The organism is Pseudomonas sp. Irchel 3E13, from assembly GCF_900187455.1.
Classification (GTDB): Bacteria; Pseudomonadota; Gammaproteobacteria; order Pseudomonadales; family Pseudomonadaceae; genus Aquipseudomonas.
In genome coordinates, this window is record NZ_FYDX01000010.1 from 255822 (window position 1) to 276431 (window position 20610).

Annotated in this window: 11 protein-coding genes and 2 pseudogenes; 12 read left to right on the top strand and 1 reads right to left on the bottom strand. The window is 65.0% G+C overall.

All coding sequences use genetic code 11. The features are described from left to right. Positions 1-34 precede the first annotated feature (34 nt). Both CKW37_RS19590 and cobF read left to right on the top strand, forming a co-directional pair. Positions 35-1324 (top strand): OprD family porin, encoded by a 1290-nt coding sequence (locus CKW37_RS19590; RefSeq protein WP_095157479.1) that lies wholly within the window; start codon positions 35-37, stop codon positions 1322-1324. 53 nt (positions 1325-1377) lie between these two features. Next, positions 1378-2115, top strand: a complete 738-nt coding sequence (gene cobF, locus CKW37_RS19595; protein ID WP_095157481.1) for a precorrin-6A synthase (deacetylating) — start codon at positions 1378-1380, stop codon at positions 2113-2115. Here the strand turns inward: cobF and CKW37_RS19600 are convergent. Further along, entirely contained in the window at positions 2084-3397 is a 1314-nt protein-coding gene (locus CKW37_RS19600; RefSeq protein ID WP_095157483.1) for a glycosyltransferase family 4 protein, read from the bottom strand. The genes cobF and CKW37_RS19600 overlap by 32 nt on opposite strands. A 233-nt stretch (positions 3398-3630) precedes the next feature. Here CKW37_RS19600 and CKW37_RS19605 point away from each other — a divergent pair, with 233 nt between their 5' ends. The 10 genes and pseudogenes from CKW37_RS19605 to CKW37_RS19645 all read left to right on the top strand — a co-directional run bounded on the left by CKW37_RS19605 (position 3631) and on the right by CKW37_RS19645 (position 20582). Then, the gene (locus CKW37_RS19605) at positions 3631-4053 is read left to right on the top strand and encodes a hypothetical protein (protein WP_095157485.1); all 423 of its coding nucleotides are present in this window, start codon (positions 3631-3633) and stop codon (positions 4051-4053) included. Between the two features lie 182 nt (positions 4054-4235). Then, a complete protein-coding gene (locus tag CKW37_RS19610; protein WP_095157487.1) occupies positions 4236-4568 on the top strand; it encodes a hypothetical protein in 333 nt (110 codons plus the stop codon). Between the two features lie 78 nt (positions 4569-4646). Then, positions 4647-5408 carry an efflux RND transporter periplasmic adaptor subunit gene (locus tag CKW37_RS19615; RefSeq protein WP_095157489.1) on the top strand — a complete coding sequence of 254 codons (762 nt, stop codon included), beginning with the start codon at positions 4647-4649 and terminating at the stop codon, positions 5406-5408. Next, positions 5405-5636 (top strand): annotated as a pseudogene (locus tag CKW37_RS33715) (HlyD family secretion protein); the annotation flags it as partial. The gene CKW37_RS19615 and the pseudogene CKW37_RS33715, both read left to right, overlap by 4 nt. 83 nt (positions 5637-5719) lie before the next feature. Next, positions 5720-6724: pseudogene (locus CKW37_RS19620) on the top strand (efflux RND transporter periplasmic adaptor subunit); the annotation flags it as partial. After that, positions 6721-8820 (top strand): site-2 protease family protein, encoded by a 2100-nt coding sequence (locus tag CKW37_RS19625; protein ID WP_177454449.1) that lies wholly within the window; start codon positions 6721-6723, stop codon positions 8818-8820. The pseudogene CKW37_RS19620 and the gene CKW37_RS19625, both read left to right, overlap by 4 nt. Before the next feature lie 208 nt (positions 8821-9028). Next, complete coding sequence (locus CKW37_RS19630; protein WP_256587809.1) at positions 9029-9436, top strand: GNAT family N-acetyltransferase; 408 nt, start codon at positions 9029-9031, stop codon at positions 9434-9436. After that, the gene (locus tag CKW37_RS19635) at positions 9433-9774 is read left to right on the top strand and encodes a hypothetical protein (protein ID WP_095157496.1); all 342 of its coding nucleotides are present in this window, start codon (positions 9433-9435) and stop codon (positions 9772-9774) included. Before CKW37_RS19630 ends, CKW37_RS19635 begins: the two co-directional genes overlap by 4 nt. A gap of 41 nt (positions 9775-9815) precedes the next feature. Beyond that, a complete protein-coding gene (locus CKW37_RS19640; protein ID WP_095157498.1) occupies positions 9816-10361 on the top strand; it encodes a phage tail protein in 546 nt (181 codons plus the stop codon). Positions 10362-10451: 90 nt separating this feature from the next. Continuing rightward, positions 10452-20582 carry a DUF4347 domain-containing protein gene (locus CKW37_RS19645; RefSeq protein WP_095157500.1) on the top strand — a complete coding sequence of 3377 codons (10131 nt, stop codon included), beginning with the start codon at positions 10452-10454 and terminating at the stop codon, positions 20580-20582. Positions 20583-20610: the final 28 nt, after the last annotated feature.

Consider the following 20610-nt stretch of genomic DNA (forward strand, 5'->3'; position numbering starts at 1 on the left):
CGTTTCTTGCCTTTATTCGGATTTCCTGTTGCTCATGTTTGCCCCTCTTTCTTGCTCTTGCGGGCGCCGTTTGTGTGGCCTGGCGGGAGTGTTCGTCAGTCTTTCGACGCACGCCGGCGGTTTTTTCGAAGACAGCCGTGCACGTGTGGAAACACGCAATGTTTACTTCAATCGTGACTTCCGTGACGGCCACAGCAGTTCCACCCAAGGCGCATCGAAACGCGAGGAATGGGCGCAAGGTTTTATTCTGAATATTCAGTCCGGTTATACCGACGGGCCGTTTGGCTTCGGTGTTGATGCGCTGGGCATGTATGGTTTCAAACTGGATTCGAGTCCGGCCGACAGCAACAGTGGGCTGTTGCCTTCCCGTGGACATGATCCACGCCAGTCCGAGGATCAATACGCCAAGCTCGGCCTGACCGGCAAAGTCCGTTATTCGAAAACGTTGTTGAACTATGGCGCGATGCTGCCGGACATGCCGCTGCTCAAATACAACGACGGGCGCTTGTTGCCGACGATGTTCCATGGCGCCTCGCTGACGTCCGAGGAAGTCAGCGACCTGCGCTTGAGCCTGATGCGCCTGGACAAATACACCGCCCGCGATTCCACCGATGCCCAGGACATCCGCGTGCACTGCAAGAACAAGCGCTATGCCTGCGACACCAGCGCCGATCACTTCGATCTGGCCGGCCTGGACTACCGGATCAACGAGCGGGTCAGTGCGCAGTACCAGGTGGCGAAGCTGGAGAACATCTACCGCCAGCACTTCCTGGGACTTACCGCCAGCCAGCCGTTGGCGACCGGCAGCCTTTCCGCCGACCTGCGCCTGATCAAGAGTGACGATATCGGCCGGGCCCGCGCGGGCGAGATCGACCATCGGGCGTTCAGCGGCATGCTCGGCTACAGCCTGGGCGGGCACAAGCTCAGCGCCGGCTGGCAGCGCATGTATGGCGACAGCGCCATGCCGTACCTGGATGGCAGCAACCCGTACCTGGTCAACTATGCCCAGGTCAACGATTTCGCCGCGGCGCAAGAGCGCTCCTGGCAACTGCGCTACGACTATGACTTCAAGGCCCTGGGCCTGAATGGCCTGACCTTCTTCACCCGCTATATCAATGGCGATCACGTCAAGGTTCCCGGCAGCCTGGCCGAGGGCAAGGAATGGGAGCGCGACACCGAGTTCAAGTACCAGGTGCAAAGCGGCACGTTCAAGGATGTCAGCGTGCGCTTGCGCAACTCCACGTATCGCAGCAATTACGAGAAGTTCGCCCGCGACATGGATGAAACCCGGGTGATCGTCAGCTACAACGTCTCGATCTGGTAAAAACCGCCCGGCTGCGCCGACAATGAGCCGGCGCACTTCGGGAGTCTTTACCCATGAAACACCTGCTGTTGATCGGAATCGGCCCGGGCAATCCGCGGCAGATCACCCTTGAAGCCATCGACGCGCTGAACCGTGCCGATGTCTTCTTCGTGCTGGACAAGCACCAGAGCAACGACGACATGCTGCACCTGCGCAAGCAGATGCTCGAGCAGTGGGTGACCCGCCCGTACCGGCTGGTGCAGGTCGAGGATCCGCGTCGCGATGGCGAGGCGGCCGATTATGTCGGCGCCGTGCGCGACTGGCACCAGCAGCGCGCCGCGCTCTACGGCCGGTTGCTGGCCGATGAGCTGCGCGACGGGGAATGCGGCGCCTTCCTGCTCTGGGGCGAGCCGGGTTTGTACGACAGCACGCTGCGGATTCTGGAGTTGGTGGAAGGCGCGGCCTTCAGCCTCGAAGTAATTCCCGGCATCAGCAGCGTGCAGGCCCTGGCCGCCCGTCACCGGATTGCGCTCAACCGCATTGGCGAGCCGCTGCAGATTCTCCCCGGCAGACGGCTGGCCGAAGTGCCACGGATCGACAACCTGGTGGTGATGCTGGACGGCAAGTGCGCGTTCGCCGAGCTGGATGACCCGGACCTGCACATCTATTGGGGCGCCTATCTGGGCAGTGCCGACGAAATCCTCATCAGCGGGCCGCTTCTGGAGGTCAAGGCGCAGATCCTCGCCGCCCGGGAGCAGGCGAGGGCGCGCAAGGGCTGGATCATGGACACTTATCTGCTGCGTCGTCAGTAAGCCGGTTTTTCGCTTCGATCCACTGCGCCATGTATTGGGTGCTCTTGTGCTGGTGATGACGCAGCATCGCCCCGGTGAAGTTGTACAGGCGCTGGGCGGGGAGGTCTTGCAAGGTCTGTTCGATACGCTCCACCAGGGCCTGGCTGTGCCAGCGCCAATCGTAACGGGCACCGAGCAATTGCCGGGCATCGCGTTGGGCCTGGTTCCAGCGTGCTTCGTCGTTGTACAGGCTGGCCGCAGCTTCGGCCAGGCCCTCGGCAGTGCCGGACACCAGACCGGGCCAGGGCAGGGCGCCATGCATGGCTTCGGTGCCGATCGGCGTGGTCACGCTCGGCGTACCGACCAACATGGCATCAGTGAGCTCGCCCTTGATCCCGGCGCCGAAACGCAGCGGTGCCAGGCACACCCGCGCCTTGCCCATCACCTCCAGCGCATCGTCGGCGCGCTCAAACATCAGGAAACCGTCCTCGACGCTATGCAGCGCAGTGGCCTTGGGCGGGGCGTAGGCGCCGTAAATGTGCAACTGCGCATCGGGCAGGCGGCGGCGGATCATCGGCCAGATGTTGTGCTTCATCCACAGCACCGCGTCCCAGTCCGGCGCATGGCGCAAGTTGCCGATGCTGATGAAATGCGCGCGCTCGGCAAACGGTCGCGGCGCAGTGCCCGGCACCTGCAGCATCAACGGACACCAGTGCAACAGGTCAGGCGGCACGCCGAAGCCGTTGACCAGCAGGTTGATCTCCACGTCGGAGATCATCAGGCTCAAATCGCAGCGGTAGATCGCTGCGAGTTCGCGCTGGGTCAGGTCGGTCGGCGCCATCTGCCGGTAGAGGTCGGGGCCGGAGGTCGCGAACAGTTCGCGGAAATCGTTGGGGTCCAGGCCATGCGTCAGGCGCCGGCGCAGCAGGACATGACGCGCTTCGCGCAGGCTCTGCAGCTCGGACGTCTCCAGCACGCGCAGGGCGTCCGGACAGTGTTTCTCCACGCGCCAGCCAAATTGCTCTTCCATCATGAAGCGGTCGAACAGCACCACGTCCGGTGCCAGCTCACTGATGAAACGCTCGAAGCTGTCGTCGTTCAGTTCAATGACCTGCTCGCCGATGCCCAGGCTGGCGAGGTCGGCCTTGTGCTCGCCGGCCGCTGCGGGGCTGCTGAAGGTGATGCGCCAGCCGTGGGCCAGGAAACTTTCGAGGATCTGCATCATGTGTCCGCCGGCGGCCGGGGAGGTCGGCTCGGGCCAGGCATAACCAATGACCAGGACGTGCAGGGGCGATGCGGACATGTGCGGTGGGGCCTTGGAAAAAGGGCGTATTAAAGCAGATTCAGCTTCGCTGCTGCGCTGCGCAAGCGCTCTGTCTGGAGGATCGCACGGCCTCTTGAGGGAAAATATTTGCGCGGCTACTGAAACAAGTTTCGATATTGTCAGTCTGTAATGGCAAGCTGCCACGTCTCGGACGCCGTGGGTGTTGTACTGCAGCTCCGTCCGTGCAATTCCGACTTAACGCAAGGACTCTCATGAAGATCAAAACTGCCCTGTTGGGTTCCCTCCTGCTGCTCTTGCCGCTGTCTTACGCGCAGGCTGACAACTGCCGTTCGAACAGCTACGGCGGACAAGACTGCCGGTACGACGATGGCACCACGTCGACCAGTCGTTCCAACAGTTACGGTGGTCAGGACACGCGCTACAGCGACGGCCGTTCTTCCACCAGCCGTTCGAACAGCTACGGTGGCCAGGAAACCCGCTTCAGCGATGGCAGCAGTTCCAGCAGCCGCGCCAACAGCTACGGTGGCCAGGATACCCGCTACAGCAACGGCGAGTCGTCCAACAGCCGCTCCAACAGTTATGGCGGCCAGGACACTCGCAACAGCGATGGCTCCAGCTCCACCAGCCGCTCCAACAGCTACGGCGGTCAGGACACCCGAAACAGCAAGCGCTAACCGATACGCCCCGCAACACGCTCCGCAACGGACACGGTTTGACGCCGTGTCCGCTTGATCGCGAGCTTTTCCGAACGATTCCTCGCAACCGCCCCGCAAATTTCATCAAGCCCCCCGGCAGACCACTTCCTCGATCAGAAAAAGGTTGATAGCATCCGGCCAGTTCGTGGAGGGCGGTTTTTGTGACGCAGTTCTCGATTCGTCTGATTGCCCCAACGTTGCTGCTGATACTCGCAGCCACCAGCGCCTGGGCTGGCAACACGCCTTGCTCCGGACGCAAGGGTGGAATTGCCGGCTGTGATGGTGATGCCTTCCTGTGTAACGACGGTTCCATCAGTGCCTCGAAAAAAAGCTGCGCCGCCTCTACCGGTGGACGTGGCTCCTCTGCTGTGGCCCGGCCATTGCTGGACACCAGCAGCGAATGCGGCTGTGGCTCGGGCGCCTACTGCACCGGACCGCGTGGCGGTGTCTACTGCCTCACCCCCGGCGGCAAGAAGAGCTACCACCGACGCTGACCAACGGTGGTCAGGTTCGGCGCAATTCAGTCGATACTCAAATTGAAACATTCCAAACCTTTACAGGGACGTAGCGAGATGAAGCAGGTAGCGTGGTGGGCGGTTTTGGCCCTGATCAGTGGCGTGGCGCAGGCCGCGACCGAGAGCGATCCATTGCTTGAGGGTGCCACTTCCACCGCCAGTGAGGTTCGTGGTGTGCTGCGCGCCCGCTTCCAGGCGGTGCTGGCCAGCGAACTGCCCGGCCGCGTCACCGAAATCCCTTTCGCCGAAGGCCAGTCGTTCAGCAAGGGCGACGTGCTGGTGCGTTTCGACTGCAGTGCCTACCAGGCCCAGGCCAACGCTTCCGGCGCCGCGGTGCGTGCCGCCCGTGAAGAATTGCGCAACAAGCAGCAGTTGGCGGCCCTCAACTCGGTCGGCCGCTTCGAAGTGGCCCTCGCCGAAGCCCGGCAGGCCCAGGCCCAGGCCGAATCCCAGGTCTATCAGGTGCAAGTCCAGCGCTGCCAAGTGAAGGCACCGTTCGACGGTCAGGTCGTGGTGCGCCGGGTCCAGGCGCACGAGAGCGTTGCCAGTGGCTCGCCGCTGCTGGAAATCGTCGACAACCGCTCCCTGGAAATCCATTTGCTGGTGCCGTCGCGCTGGCTCGGCAAGCTCAAGCCCGAGCAGACGTTCAGCTTCGTCCCCGATGAAACCGGCACGCCGATCAATGCCGTGGTCAAGCGCCTCGGCGCGCGCATAGACGAGGGCAGCCAGACCCTGCTGCTGATCGGCAGCGTGCCGGCCAACACCCCGGGCCTGCTGGCCGGGATGAGCGGCACCGCGCACTTTGCGGAGCCGCAATGAACGCGCCTGTTCCCGGCGCGCTGGAACAGCTTCTGGCGCATTACCTGAAGCTGGAACGGCAGGCTCGCGCCGCCGCTTCAGTGGAGGTGCTGTCCTTCAGCATGGTCAACGACAGCCAGGCGTTGTTCGGTTTTCGTCACGCGGCGTTGCTGATCACCGGCAAGGTCCGTGCCCTGACCGGCATCAGCGCGGTCGAACCGAACGCGCCATTCGTAGTGTTTATCGAGCGGGTCGCCGGGCGTCTGGCGGCGAGCGATCGCTTCGCCTTGCCCGGCGCGGTGCCGCCGGAGAGTCTGGACCAGGCCAGCCGCGACGACTGGCAAGCGCTTTCGGCGCCCCATGCGTTCTGGCTGCCGCTCAAGGACCGCGAAGGCGAGGTGTTCGGCGGTTTGTGGCTGGCCCGCGACAATCCCTGGAGCGAGGCCGAACAGGCGCTGCTGGCGCAGTTGGGCGATTGCTACAGTCACGCCTGGCGCGCCTTGCAACCGGGCAAACCGTGGCGCCTGCGCTGGCCGGCGCGGACCCGTTGGGCGCTCGCCGGGGCCTTGTTGCTGGTGCTGCTGGTGCCGGTGCGCCAGTCGGTGCTGGCGCCGGCTGAAGTGGTGCCGCGCAACGGTCAGGTCGTTGCGGCGCCGCTGGACGGGGTGGTCGCCGAGTTTCTGGTCAAGCCTAACCAGCCGGTGCAGGCCGGGCAGGTGCTGGTGCGCTTCGACGCCACCAGCCTCAAGGCCCAGGCCGATGTTGCCGAGCGCACCCTGGGTGTCGCCGAGGCCGAACTCAAGGCCAACACCCAGCGGGCTTTTTCCGATACCGACTCCAGTGCCCGGCTGGACCTGCTGGCCGCCCGCGTCGAACAGAAACGCGCCGAACGTGATTACGCCCGTGACCTGCTGGCGCGCAGCGAAGTGCGCGCCGAACGCGACGGCATCGCGGTGTTCGCCGATGCCCAGCGCTGGACCGGCAAGCCGGTGCGCACGGGCGAGCGCCTGCTGGACATCGCCGACCCGGCCCAGGCCGAGCTGCGGATCGAATTGCCGGTGGCCGATGCCATCGGCCTGGAGCAGGGCGCCGAAGTGGCGCTGTTCCTCGACAGCGACCCGCTGCACCGCCACAGCGCGACGCTCGAGCGCGCCGCGTACCAGGCGCAGAGCACGGCGGCCGGGCAACTGGCCTACCGGCTCGATGCGGCCTTCGACGCCGCCCCGCCGCGTATCGGTTTGCGTGGCACGGCCAAGGTCTTCGGTGACCGTGCGCCGCTGGCGCTGTACCTGTTGCGCCGGCCGCTGGCGGCCTTGCGTCAGGCGGTGGGCCTGTGATGTTGCCGGCGCTGCGTGCCGACCTGCAGCTTTCGGCGGGTGCGCCGGGGCTCGACGGTTCACCGCAATGGACCCTGGCCGACCCGCTGCGTGGCAAGTATTTCAAACTGGGCGCGCCGGCCATGCGGCTGTTGCGCCACTGGGCGCTGGGCGATCCGAACCGGGTGCTGAAGGCGGCCAATGCCGAGCCCGGCGCGCCGCTCGGGCCGCAGGCGGTGGACGAGCTGCTGCGGTTTCTCCGCGGGCATGACCTGATCAGCGCCAGCGACGCCGAGCAGCGCGCCGGTTATGAGGTCAAGGCGGCCAGCCAGCGCCAGGGCGTGTGGACGCAACTGCTGCACAAATACCTGTTTTTCCGCATTCCGCTGTGGCGCCCGGACGCTTTCCTCAATCGCACCTGGCCGTGGCTGGAGCGGTTCGGCCCGAACCTGCTGCGCTATGGTCTGCCGACGGTGTTGTTGCTGGGAATTTTCCTGGTGATGCGCGACTGGGAGCGCTTCCTCGCGACCTTTCCACACCTGCTCAGCCTGGGCGGTGCGGCGGCCTTCGCCATTGCCCTGGGTTTCGCCAAGCTCTGCCACGAATTCGGCCACGCCTACATGGCCAAGCGCGCCGGTTGCCGGGTGCCGAGCATGGGCGTGGCGTTCATGGTGCTGCTGCCAATGCTTTACACCGACGTCAGCGATGCCTGGCGCGTGCAAGACCGCCGCACCCGGCTGCTGATCGGTGCGGGCGGCGTGCTGGCCGAGCTGGTGCTGGCGTGTATCGCCTTGCTCGCCTGGTCGTTGCTGCCGGACGGGGCAGGGCGCACGGCGGCGTTCATGCTCGCCAGCGCCACCTGGATCACCACCGTGGCGATCAACGTCAACCCGCTGATGCGCTTCGACGGCTACTTCCTGCTCAGCGACCTGTGGGGCGTCGACAACCTGCAGAGCCGCGGCTTTGCCCTGTGCCGCTGGCACCTGCGCGAGCGCCTGTTCGGCTATGGCGAGCCCGCGCCCGAGCGCTGGTCGCCGGCGCTGCGCAAGCGCCTGCTGTGCTGGGGTTATGCCTCGTGGATCTGGCGCGCGGCGCTGTTCTTCGGGATCGCCCTGGCGGTCTATCACCTGTTCTTCAAGGTGCTTGGCATCTTCCTGATGATGGTCGAACTGGTGTGGTTCATCGGTCTGCCGATCTGGCGCGAGTGGGGACATTGGTGGGAGCACCGGGAAAAGGCGCAGCCGCGCAAGGTGCTGTTCCTCGGCGCTGGCCTGTTGGTGTTGCTGGCGGTGCTGGTGGTGCCATGGCGCAGCGGCGTCGAGGTGCCGGCGATGCTTGAAGCGGAACGGGTCAGTGCCTTGCACGCGCCGGCCCCGGCACGGATTCGCGAAGTGTTGGTTAAAGATGGCCAGCAAGTGGCCGAAAACCAGATAGTGGTGGAACTGGAGTCTCCGGACCTCGCCTCGCGCATGAGCATCACCCGCCGCGAGATCGAGATCCTGCAACTGCAATTGCGCCGTCAGTCGGGGCGCAGTGCCACTGCGGCGGACAGCGGTATTCTTGAACAGCGCCTGGCCGAGGCGGTGGCCGAGTACCGTGGCCTGGCGGCCCAGCGCGAACGCCTGAGCCTGCGTGCGCCGCACGCCGGTGTGGTGCGTGACCTGGCGAAGAATCTCGCGCCCGGACGCTGGATCGGCGTGGACCTGCCGCTGGCTCAGGTCGCGGGCGGTGGTCTGCGTTTGCGTGGTTACCTGGCCGAGGCTGACCTGTGGCGCGTGGCGCCGGGCACGTCGGGGCATTTTGTCGCCGATGACGTATTGCGTGATTCGCTGCCGGTGAGCCTTAAAGATGTGGATGCCAACGGCGTCTCTTACATCGACCAGGAAGCGTTGGTGTCGGACCAGCACGGACCGATTGCCGTGCGCCGCGACGAAGAGAAGCGGGCGCAGCCGCTGGAGGCTCAATATGGCGTTCGTTTTACGCTCGAAAAGGGTGCGCCGCAGCAGGTGTCACACCCGCAAAGAGGCCTTGTGGTGCTGGACGGAGAGGCCATGTCGTTATTGGGATCCGCATGGCGACGACTGGCCGCTTTGGGGGTAAGAGAAAGTGGATTTTAGTAGTGCGATTGTAAGACAGTTGGAGTAATCTGCTGTCAATTTGCCACGCCCTTAACTGTGACGCCCGTCACAAAATTATTTAGTCCACAAAGTAGTCATGACAGGGAAGTTTGCTTTGATGCCGAAGTACGCTGTGACGCTCCGTGCCTTGCATTCAGATGATATGGCGTTCATCGAACGCCTCTATGCCGCTACGCGCGCGGAAGAAATGTCTCATAGCGGTTGGCCCGCCGAGCAGATCGCAACCTTCCTCAGCCAGCAATTCCATACCCAGCACGCCTACTACCAAGCCCATTACGCCGACGCCGAGTTCCTCATCATCGAGCATGAAGGGCAGGCTATCGGCCGGCTGTATCGGTATTGGGGGCCGAGCACCGTGAACCTGATCGATATCGCACTGGTCGCCGAGTATCAGGGGCGGGGCATTGGCAGTGGGTTGATCGAGGACATGCTGCGCCGCGCCGATGAGCAAGGCCTGGTGGTCGAGCTGTTCGTCGAAAACTACAACCGTGCCCAGCGGCTGTATGGCCGCCTCGGATTCCATGTCATCAACGAGTCCGGGGTTTACCTGCGCCTGCGCCGCGAACCCCAGACCGCAGTCAGGAAAGTGTCATGAGCCAAGAGCCGCTCTTCACCATGCCCAGCCGGGCCGAACTCGAAACGGCGGATCCCGAGGGCTTCATTCTGCAATTCGCCCCGGAACAGGGGCTGCGGGTTTCACTGTTGGAAGTCCGCGAAGGCGTGCCGATGGATGCGCGCTACGAATGCTATTCGCTGATGCTCGCGTTGCCCGTCGGGGTGACGTTGCCATCGGACGTGTATCGACTGTTCGGTCCCGAGGGGCAGCAATGGCTGTTGCTGCTGACCCAAGTGATGCCGGAACCGGACGGTCGCAATGTGCTGGAAGGCGTGATCCACCGTGAAGTGGGTCTGGCGACCAGCACCGAGAGCTGAAGAGTTTCACCCTAACGCTATTCAACTTAAGGAAGTGTTCGATGAGCGATCCGTTTATTGGCGAAATCAAGATGTTTGGCGGAAATTTCGCCCCGCGCGGCTACTCCTTTTGCAACGGGCAATTGCTGCCACTCACCCAGAACACTGCACTGTTCGCGATTCTGGGCACCACCTACGGCGGCAACGGTCAGTCGACCTTCGGCCTGCCGGACTTCCGCGGTCGTTCGCCCCTCCACTGGGGTCAGGGCACCGGCCTGACGAACATTCTCCTCGGTGAGGTGGCGGGCGCCGAGTCGGTCACCCAAGTGACCAGCCAGATGCCTGCGCACATCCACCAGATGGGACTGACGGTCTCCACTGCGAACGCCACCAGCCCCACGCCTATCGCCAACGGTTACCTGGGCGCGGCCACCGACAAGGACCTGAACCCGGTGAATCTGTACACCACCGACGCGGGTACCCCGGTCGCCCTGAGCTCCTTGCCCAGCACCATCACGGGTGGCTCCCAGCCGTTCGGCATTCGCAACCCGTTCCTCGCCGTCAGCTTCATCATCGCGCTGGTGGGCGAGTTCCCGAGCCGCAACTAATGCAACAACCGGCGGTGCCCATGGGGACCGCCACTTTTTTTGCCGCCTTGACCGCATCGGACAGGGCGGTGGCACACCAGGAGGTGCAACATGAAATTCATCGAACGATTCTCGCGTAAATCCGCTTCGCAGCCGCATTCCGTCGACCCCGGTGCCGCGCCGTTGCTGATGGCCCTCGAGCCGCGAATCATGTTCGATGCGTCCGTTGCCGTGGTTGCCCAGGATGCCGCGCAGGCCGCCGCCGAGCCCGCCAAGGACAGCACCTCCGCAGACAACACCAGTCAGGCCGCCGCCAGCGCCGACACCCGTGCCAGCACCAGCGACAATGCACAACGCCACGAAGTGGTGTTCGTCGACAGCCAGGTCGGCAACGCCGCCGGGCTGATCGCCGGCCTGCCGGCCAACGCCGAGGTCGTGGTGCTCGACCCGAGCAAGGACGGCCTGCAGCAGATGGCCGACTACCTCAAGGGCCGCGAAGGCCTGGACGCGATCCACCTGTTGTCCCATGGCGCGGACGGCACCGTGCAGGTGGGCAATGTCTGGCTGGCGGAAAGCAACCTGGCCCAGCATCAGGCGGCGCTGGAAAGCATCGGTGCCGCGCTCAAGGCCGACGGCGACCTGATGCTCTACGGCTGCCGCGTCGGCGACAGCAGCAAGGGCCAGGCGTTTATCGATGACCTGGCAAGCATCACCGGCGCCGATGTGGCGGCCTCCTCGGACGATACCGGGGCCGCGGCGCTGGGCGGCAACTGGACGCTGGAGCGCAGCAGCGGCGTGATCGAAACGGCCACCCTGACGGTGGATGCCTACGACGGTCTGCTGGTGACCACCTGGAGCACCGGGAATGCCCCGCTGGGCTCCTCGACCATTGGCGCGGCCGGTCGTGTGGTGGTTGGCGATTTCGACGGCGACGGCGATACCGACATTCTTTATCAGACCGGCGCCAATGGCAGCGTCTGGGCTTATTCGCGGAGCAACGGCAATGGCACCTTTACCCAACTGGCATTGGCGCAATCGCCGTTTGCCGGGTTAGCGCTGCCGGACCATACCAATTCCAACTACTTCGTTGGCGATTTCGATGGCGATGGTGATATCGATGTGCTGGTCGGGGTGAACGGCACCACCGGGATGTTCCTGCGCAACGACAATGGTGTTTTCAGCAGCCAATCCAGTGCGAGCTTTCCGCAGCCCGCTGTCGGCTCCCGCATGGTGGTGGGTGATTTCGACAACGATGGTGATACCGACATCCTTTATCAGACGGGCGGCTCTGGCAGCGCCTGGGCCTACGCCCGCAGCGAAGGCGGTGGCAACTTCACGATTCTGACTCAGGCGACTTCGCCTTTCGCCGGGCTGACACTTCCGGACCATGGGGGCAACAACTATTACGTTGCCGATTTCGACGGCGATGGTGACCTGGACATCCTGGCCGCGGTCAGCGGAGCCACCGGCACCTTCCTGCGCAACAATGGCAGCAGCTTCAGTAGCGGCTCCACTACAACCTTCCCCGCGGCCGCCGCCAACGGACGCCTGCTGGTCGGCGACTTCGACGGCGATGGCGACGCCGACATTCTCTACCAGACCGGTGCCAACGGTACTGCCTTCCAATATGCACGCAGCAATGGTGATGGCACCTTCACCCTCCTGACCCTCGCAAACTCGCCCCTGGCGGGCTTGACCCTGGTCGACCACACCGGCGCGAACTACCGCGTCGGCGACTTCGACGGCGATGGTGACCTCGATATCTTCTCGGCCACCAACTCCAGCTCGGGCAATTTTTATGTGCAGAACGGCTCGCCGCCCGAGGTCACGGCGTCCACCCCGAGCGACAATGCCACCGGTGTCAGCCGGACCGCCAATATCGTGCTGACCTTCAGCGAGTCGGTCACCAAGGGCACCGGCAACCTCTACATCGTGCGGACCTCGGACAACGTGATAGTCGAAACCATCCCGGTCGGCAGTACGCAGATCGTGGGTTCCGGCACCACCTGGACCATCGATCCGTCGATCACCCTGGCCGCTGGCACTTCCTATGCCCTGCGTGCCGACGCCAAGACCTTCGTCGATGCCGACGGCATTGTCTTCAAGGGTATCCAGAACAACACCACGCTGAATTTCGCCACCGCGGCCAACGCCGCGCCGGTAATCGCCAACCTCAACGGCGACTCCGTCAGCTACACCGAAGGCAGCACTGGCACGCGGCTCGATGCCAGCGGCAATGCCACCGTCACCGATGCCGACACCACCCTGTTCACCGGTGGCACCGTCACCGCGTCGATCACCAGCAACGGTGTGTCCGGTGAAGACGTCCTGTTTGTCTTCAACGAGGGCACAGGCCCCACGCAGATCAGCGTCTCTAGCAGCAACATCTCCTATGGCGGCGTCCAGATCGGCACCTTCACCGGTGGCACAGCGGGCAGCCCACTGGTGATCACCCTCAACGGCGCCGCGGACGCCACTGCCGTCACTGCGCTGGTGCGCAACCTGACCTACCGCAACACCAACGATGCCGACATTGCCACGCCGGCGCGCACCGTGCAGGTCACCATCAGCGATGGCACCGGCGCCACCAGCGCTGCGGCCTTGGTGACGGTAGGCATCAACGCGGTCAACGACGCACCGACCCTGACCGCCACCGGCGCCAACCCGACCTTCACCGAGAACGGTACGGCGGCCATCCTCTTCAGCGGCACCACCATCAGTACCATCGAAGCGGGGCAGACCATCACCGGGCTGATCATGCAGGTCAGCAACCTGGCCGATGGCAGCCTGGAAAAGCTGGTCATCGACGGCACCACTGTCAACCTCACCGACCTGACGTCGGTGACCACGGGCACCAACGGCCTGAGCGTGTCGGTTGCCGTCTCCGGCAGTACCGCCACCGTGACCGTCACCCATGCCGGGATATCCACGGCGCTGGCGCAGACCATCGTCAACAACATCGCCTACCGCAACGACAGCGACAGCCCGCAGGGCGTTTCACGCACCGCCACCCTGACCGCTGTTCGTGACAGCGGCGGCGTCGCCAACGGCGGGACTGAAATCGGCGTGCTGTCGATCGCCAGCGTGGTGACCCTGGTGTCAGTGAACGATGCTCCGACCCTGGCCGGTGGGCCTTATGTCCTGCCTGGCACGAACGAAGACACCACCTCCACTGGAACCTCGATAGCCACGATGCTGGCCGGCCTCACCTACGGTGACCTGGACACCGGTGCCCAGAAAGGTATCGCGGTGACCGCGGTCAGCGGCAGCGGCTCTTGGCAGTACTCCACCAATGGAGTCACCGGCTGGACCAACTTCGGCACGGTGTCCACCGGAGCCTCGTTGCTGCTGGCGCAAACCACGTACGTGCGCTTTGTCCCAGGCGGCGCCAACGGCGAAACCGCGACCCTGACGTTCCGCGCCTGGGACCAGACCAGTGGTCTGGCGTCCTCCAGTGCCGTGCCGCGCACCGCCGACACCAGTGTCACCGGCGGCAGCACCGCGTTCTCCTCGGGCACCGCCTCGGCCTCGCTCACCGTCACCGATGTCAATGACGCGCCGGTGCTCACTCCTGCCGCGCCGACCCTGCCAGGCCTGACCGACGGCTCGATCAACAACAGCGGCGTTCTGGTCGGTTCGCTGTATGGCGCCAACTACACCGACGTCGATACCGGCGCCCTGAAAGGCATCGCCATCACCAGCCTGAACAGCGGCAACGGCACCTGGCAGTACAGCCTCGACGGCACCACCTGGAGCAACGTCGGCACCGTGTCGGCGAGCAGCGCGTTGCTGCTGCGTGCCAGCGATCACGTGCGCTTCGTGCCGGATGGCATCAACGGCACCAGTGCCAGTGTCACCTTCCGCGCCTGGGACCAGACCGGCGCCAGCGCCGGACAACAGGGCACCAAGGCCGATGCCTCCATTGCCGGCGGCACCACCGCGTTCTCCACGGCCCTGGACACGGCCAGCGTGACCGTGACCGCGGTCAACGATGCGCCGACCATGACCTCCAGTTCCGGCACCGTGTCCTGGGTCGAAGGTAACAACACCACGTCCACGCCGGTGGTCATCGACTCCGGCGTGACCATCGCCGACCCGGATGGTCCGGACCTGAGCCAGGCCACTGTGATCGTGTCCAACCATTACGTGGGCCAGGACCAACTGGGCTTCATCAACAACCCCGCCACCATGGGCAACATCATCGGAAGCTGGGACGCCACCACTGGCGTTCTCACCCTGACGTCGGTCGGCAACCAGGCGAGCCTGGCGCAGTGGCAGGCCGCGTTGCGCTCGGTGACCTACACCAACCTGTCGGAAAACCCGACCACCACCACCCGTAACATCGAGTTCCAGGTCACCGACGGCGGTGGTCTGGCTGCGTCCGCCGTGACCCGCAGCGTCACCCTCACCGCGGTCAACGACTCGCCGATCATCACGGCGCCGTCGAACACCCAGGTGGTCGAGGACATTGCCTCGGTCATCAACCTGATCAGCATCAGCGACGTCGATTCCAGCAACGCCATCGTGACCCTGAGTGTCGCCTCGGGCACGCTCAACGCCAACAGCGGCAGCGGCGTGACCGTGGGCGGTACGTCCAGCGCGCTGACCCTGACCGGCACCATCACTGACATCAACAGCTTCATCGCCAGCAACAAGCTGAGCTTCACCACGGCGGCCAACGCCACCGCCAACGTGACCCTGACCATCAGCGTCGATACCGGCAGCGCCAGCACCACCAGTACCACCATGACCCTCACCGTCAACCCGGTGAACGATGCACCGGTGGCGACGGTGCCGCCATCGATCGGCGTGGTCGAGGATGTCCCGGGTGCACTGACAGGCATCAGCTTCAGCGATGTCGATGCCGGCAGCGCCTCGGTCACCGCGACGTTCTCGGTGCCCAGCGGTACGTTGATCGCCACCTCCGGCAGCGGCGTCACGGTGCTGGGCTCCGGCACCGGCGCGCTGACGCTGTCGGGTTCGCTGAGCGATATCAACGCCTTCATCGCCGCCTCCGCGGTCAAATTCCAGACCGCGCTCAACAGCACCAGCACCGTCACCTTGACCGTGTCGATCAACGACAACGGCAACACCGGCGGTTCCGCGCAGACCGACAGCAAGACCGTCAGCCTGGTGGTGGACGCCGTGAACGATGCGCCGGTCAACACCGTGCCGGGCAGCCAGAGCGTGCCGCAGGACAGCGTGCTGACATTCAGCACGGGCAACGGCAATGCCATCGTGGTCAGCGACGTGGACCTGGGCGGCAACCAGATCGACGTCACCCTGACCGCGACCAATGGCCTGATCACCCTGTCGACCCAGAGTGGACTGGGTCTGCTGGTCGGCACTGGCACGGGCGATGCCACTGTCAGGTTTGTCGGTTCGCTGGCTGCGGTCAACGCCGCCCTCGACGGCCTCACGTTCACCCCGACCGCGGGCTACAACGGCGTCGCGGCGCTGCAAATCCACACCACTGACAATGGCTCCGTCGGCACCGGTGGCGCTCAGACCGACACCGATGTCATCGCCATCACCGTCGCGCCGCTGAACCCCAACGTAACCAATGTCAGCGTCGTGCAACCGGACCGCGCCTACAAGGTGGGCGAGCAACTGACGATCACGGTTACCTTCGACATGAACGTGATCGTTGCCAACGGCATACCGACCCTTCTGCTGGAAACCGGGCTGATCGACCGCCTGGCGACCTATGTCAGTGGTTCTGGCAGCAACACCCTGAGCTTCAGCTACACGGTGCAGGCCGGTGACGTCAGCGCTGACCTCAACTACAACAGCACCAGCGCGCTGCAACTCAACGCCGCGACCATCCAGAGCGTCCACAGTGATAACGCGACGCTGACGCTGCCTGCCCTCAACGGCAACGCCTCGATCGCCGGCCAGAAAGCCATCGTCATCGATGGCGTAGTGCCGACCATCAGCAACGTCGCCAGCCCGGCCGATGGCACCTACATCCTCGGCCAGAACCTCGATTTCACGGTCAACTTCAGCGAGAACGTGGTAGTCGATGCCAGTGGCGGCACCCCGCGTATCGAGGTGACCCTCGACACCGGCGGCACCGCCTACGCCGAGTACGTCTCCGGCAGCGGTACCAGCGCGCTAGTGTTCCGCCTGGTGGTCGCCAGCGGCCAGCAGGACAGCAACGGCATCACCGTCGGCAACAGCATCCAGCTCAACGGCGGCAGCCTGCGCGACCTGGCCGGCAACGACAGCGCCACCGCCTTCACCCCGGCCAGCAGCAGCGGCATCCTCGTTGATGGCGTGGTACCGACCGTGGCCACCGTCAGCGTTCCTGCCAACGGCAGCTACAAGGCCGGTGACGTGCTGAGCTTCACGGTCAACGCCAGCGAAGCGGTGTTCGCCAGCGGTTCGCCGCGCCTGGCCCTGGATATCGACGGGGTCACTCGTTACGCCACCCTGGTCCCGGGTAGCAGCAGCGGGGCGACCCTGGTCTTCCAGTACACCGTGCAGGCGGGTGACAACGATAGCGACGGTATCAGCGTCGGCAGCAACCTCGACCTCAACGGCGGCAGCGTCAAGGACGCTGCTGGCAATGACCTGACCCTGGCCCTGAACAGTGTTGGCAGCACCACGGCGGTGCTGGTGGATACCGGCGTACCGAGCGTGACCGGTGTCACCCGCTCCGGCGGCGCGATCTCCAACGGCAGTTCGGTCAGCTATGACGTGACGTTCAGCGAAGACGTCAGCGGTGTCGATATCAACGACTTCAACGTCATCTTCGGCGGGACCGTCACCGGCACCCTGGCCAGCGTCACCCGGATCAACGGCCGCGCCTTCAGTGTCGTGATCGGCAACCTCAGCGGTGCCGGTACGGTCACGCTGGCACTGAACAACAGCGGTACCGGCATCGTCGATGCGGCCAACAACGAAGTCACGGGCGGCCTGGTCGGCCAGACCTACATCATCGACCGCATCGCCCCGACGGTGACCAGCGTCAGCGTGCCGGGCAACGGCACCTACGTCGCCGGGCAGACCCTCGACTTCACCGTCAACCTGACCGAGAACACCACCGTCGACACCACCGACGGCATCCCGCGCATCCAGGTAACCCTGGACAACGGCCAGACCGCCTGGGCCAACTATGTGTCCGGCTCCGGCAGCAACGCCCTGGTGTTCCGCCTGGACGTCGTCAACGGCCAACTGGACACCAACGGCATCACCCTCGGCAGTGCCATTGACCTTAATGGCGGGATCGTGCGCGACGGGGCCGGCAACGATGCCGTCACCACCCTGAACAGCGTCGGCGACACCAGCGGCGTGACGGTGGATGCGGTCGTCCCAGTGGTCGACAGCGTCGGCCTGCCGGCTGACGGCAGCTACAAGGCTGGCGACGTGCTCAGCTTCACCGTCAACACCAGCGAAGGCGTGGTGGTCGACACCACCAGCGGCACCCCGCGACTGGTGCTCACCGTGGGCGGCGTGACGCGCTACGCCACCTACACCTCCGGCGCGGCCAATGGCGCCCTGGTCTTCCAGTACACCGTGCAGTCCGGCGACACCGCCAGCGGCGGCATCGCCGTCAACGGCACCCTGGACCTCAACGGCGGCCATATCAACGACCCGGCCGGCAACGCCCTGAACCTCAACCTCGGCGCCGTCGGCAATACCGGCAACGTGCTGGTCGACACCACGCTGCCCTACGCGGCCAACATCGTGCGTGCCGATGCGACGCCGACCAACAGCGCCACGGTCAGCTACACCGTGACCTTCAGCGAGGTGGTGAACAACGTCGATGCCAGCGACTTCGCGGTGTTCTTCACCGGCACCGCCAACGGCAGCATCGACAACATCAGCAGCGTTGATGGCAAGGTCTACACCGTCACCATCGGCAACCTCAGCGGCGCCGGTCTGGTGCGTTTGGACGTCAAGCCAGGCACCGATATCGCCGACGCCGCCGGCAACCTGGTGGTTGGTGCGCGGGTTGGCGTCAACTACACCATCGACCGGGTCGCGCCAAGCGTGACGGGCGTCGATGTGCCCGCCAACGGCACCTACGTCGCCGGGCAGAACCTCGACTTCACCGTGCACCTGAGCGAAGCGGCACAACTGGATACCAGCAACGGCTCGCCGCGCCTGGAAGTGCTGCTGGACAACGGCCAGACCGCCTACGCCGAGTACCTGTCCGGCGCCGGCACCAACGCCCTGGTGTTCCGCCTCACCGTCAGCACCGGTCTGTTGGATACCAACGGCATCACGGTGGGCAATGCCATCCAGCTCAACGGCGCGACCTTGCGTGACGCTGTCGGCAACGATGCGCAGTTGGGCCTCAACGGCGTTTCGGCAACCGACGGCGTGCTGGTCGATGCCGTGGTCCCGACCGTCACCACCGTTGGCCTGCCGGCGCCGGGCGCCTACAACGCCGGCGACGTGCTGCGCTTCACCGTCAACGTCAGCGAAACGGTCAATGTCGACACCAGCAGCGGCACTCCGCGTATCGCGCTGAACATCGGCGGCGTGACCCGCTACGCCACCTATGTGTCCGGCAGCGGCAGCAATGCGCTGGTGTTCGAGTACACCGTCGCGCCGAGCAACAACGCCAGTGGCGGCATAGGCCTGGGCGGTACGCTCGACCTCGACGGTGGGACCGTGCGCGACGCCGCCGGCAACGCCTTGAACCTGGCGCTGAACACCCCGGGCGTGGCGTCCGGCGTGGTCATCGACACCGTGGCACCGCAGGTCGGCGACATCGTCCGCGTCGACCTCAGCCCGACCAACAATGGTTCGGTGCGCTACACCGTGACCTTCGACGAGAGTGTGTCCGGCGTCGACAGCGCCGACTTCTCGCTGGCCTTCACCGGTTCGGCCAGTGGCCGCATCGCTTCGGTGGAGCGGGTCAACGACCGCACCTACACCATCCTGGTGGACAACCTGGCCGGCGCCGGCAACGTGCGCCTGGACCTGAATGCCACGGGCACCGGCATCGTCGATGTCGCCGGCAACCCGATTACGGGTGGCCTGCAGGGCGCCATCTACAGCATCGACCGCGTCGCGCCGTCGGTGAGCAGCGTGGATGTCCCGGCCAGCGGCACCTACGTCGCCGGCCAGCATCTGGACTTCACCGTGCGCACCGACGAAGCGGTGCTGGTGGACAGCGGCGACGGCAATCCGCGTCTGGCGATTACCCTGGACAACGGTCGCGTGGTCTACGCCGACTACGTGTCCGGCTCGAACGGCAATGCCCTGGTGTTCCGCCTGAATGTCACCAGCGGCATGTCCGGCAACAGCACCTTCAATGTCGGCTCGGCCATCGACCTCAACGGCGGCAGCATCCGTGACGCCCGTGGCAACGACGTGCAGGCTGGCCTGAACAACGTCGCCGATACCCGCGGCATCCTCCTCGACGCCAAGGCCCCGCGGCCAACCGGCATCGTGGTGGACGGCCCGGTCCAGCCGGCCGACCGCACCCTGAACTTCACCCTGACCTTCGACGAGGCGGTCAGCGGCGTCGATGCCGGCGACTTCAGCGTGGTCGGTACTGGCAGCGCCAGTGGTTCGGTACAGTCGGTGCAGCAGATCGACGCCAAGACCTATCGCATCACCGTCGGCAACATGAGCGGGGCGGGAGCCCTGGCCCTGAGCCTGAACGCCTTCGGCAGCGGCATCCGCGACCAGGCCGGCAACGAACTGGCGGTGTCCCTCACAGGGCAGTCGCAGACCATCCAGTCGCAGGACGTCGGCGACCTCAACTACCGGCTCAACCCACCGGATACCCTCGTCGCGCCGCAGGTAGCGGTGGTGCAGCCGCAAGTCCCGGGCTTCGTCGTCAACGAGGCGGTGTCGCCATTGGCGGCGCCGGCCTTGTTCGAAATACGCACCGTCGGCGGTAGCCTGCAGCCGCTGGGCACCATCTTCCTCGGCAACGGCAGCAGCGCGCCGAGCTTCATCGCCCAGGTCTTCGCCAGCAGCGACGCCGGTATCGGCGGCGGCCAGGGCGGATTCCTCGGCTTTGGCGGCGGCGATGGCGGGGTGTTCGGCAGCAGTACCTTCGCCAACATCTTTGGTCGCGATGTGCCGGGTGTCAGCGAAATGAACATATTCAATGGCAGCCAGTGGCGCCAGAGCGACCTCAACCAGGGGCTGCGCGGGGTGTTCGGGGCACCGACCCTCGGCCAGCAACTGCATCACATCAATGAAACCGACCAGCGCCAGGTGCGCGAGTTGGCCATAGCCCTGGCTCAGCCGGCGCAGATCGGGAAGCGGGCATGACGTACAGCACACACTTGCGAAATAAAGC

Bases quoted from the DNA above. Each gene is read 5' to 3' on its own strand.
- CKW37_RS19590 (WP_095157479.1), top strand. From the start codon at position 35: ATGTTTGCCCCTCTTTCTTGCTCTTGCGGGCGCCGTTTGTGTGGCCTG.
- cobF (WP_095157481.1), top strand. From the start codon at position 1,378: ATGAAACACCTGCTGTTGATCGGAATCGGCCCGGGCAATCCGCGGCAG.
- CKW37_RS19600 (WP_095157483.1), bottom strand. From the start codon at position 3,397: ATGTCCGCATCGCCCCTGCACGTCCTGGTCATTGGTTATGCCTGGCCC.
- CKW37_RS19605 (WP_095157485.1), top strand. From the start codon at position 3,631: ATGAAGATCAAAACTGCCCTGTTGGGTTCCCTCCTGCTGCTCTTGCCG.
- CKW37_RS19615 (WP_095157489.1), top strand. From the start codon at position 4,647: ATGAAGCAGGTAGCGTGGTGGGCGGTTTTGGCCCTGATCAGTGGCGTG.
- CKW37_RS19630 (WP_256587809.1), top strand. From the start codon at position 9,029: ATGTCTCATAGCGGTTGGCCCGCCGAGCAGATCGCAACCTTCCTCAGC.
- CKW37_RS19635 (WP_095157496.1), top strand. From the start codon at position 9,433: ATGAGCCAAGAGCCGCTCTTCACCATGCCCAGCCGGGCCGAACTCGAA.
- CKW37_RS19640 (WP_095157498.1), top strand. From the start codon at position 9,816: ATGAGCGATCCGTTTATTGGCGAAATCAAGATGTTTGGCGGAAATTTC.
- CKW37_RS19645 (WP_095157500.1), top strand. From the start codon at position 10,452: ATGAAATTCATCGAACGATTCTCGCGTAAATCCGCTTCGCAGCCGCAT.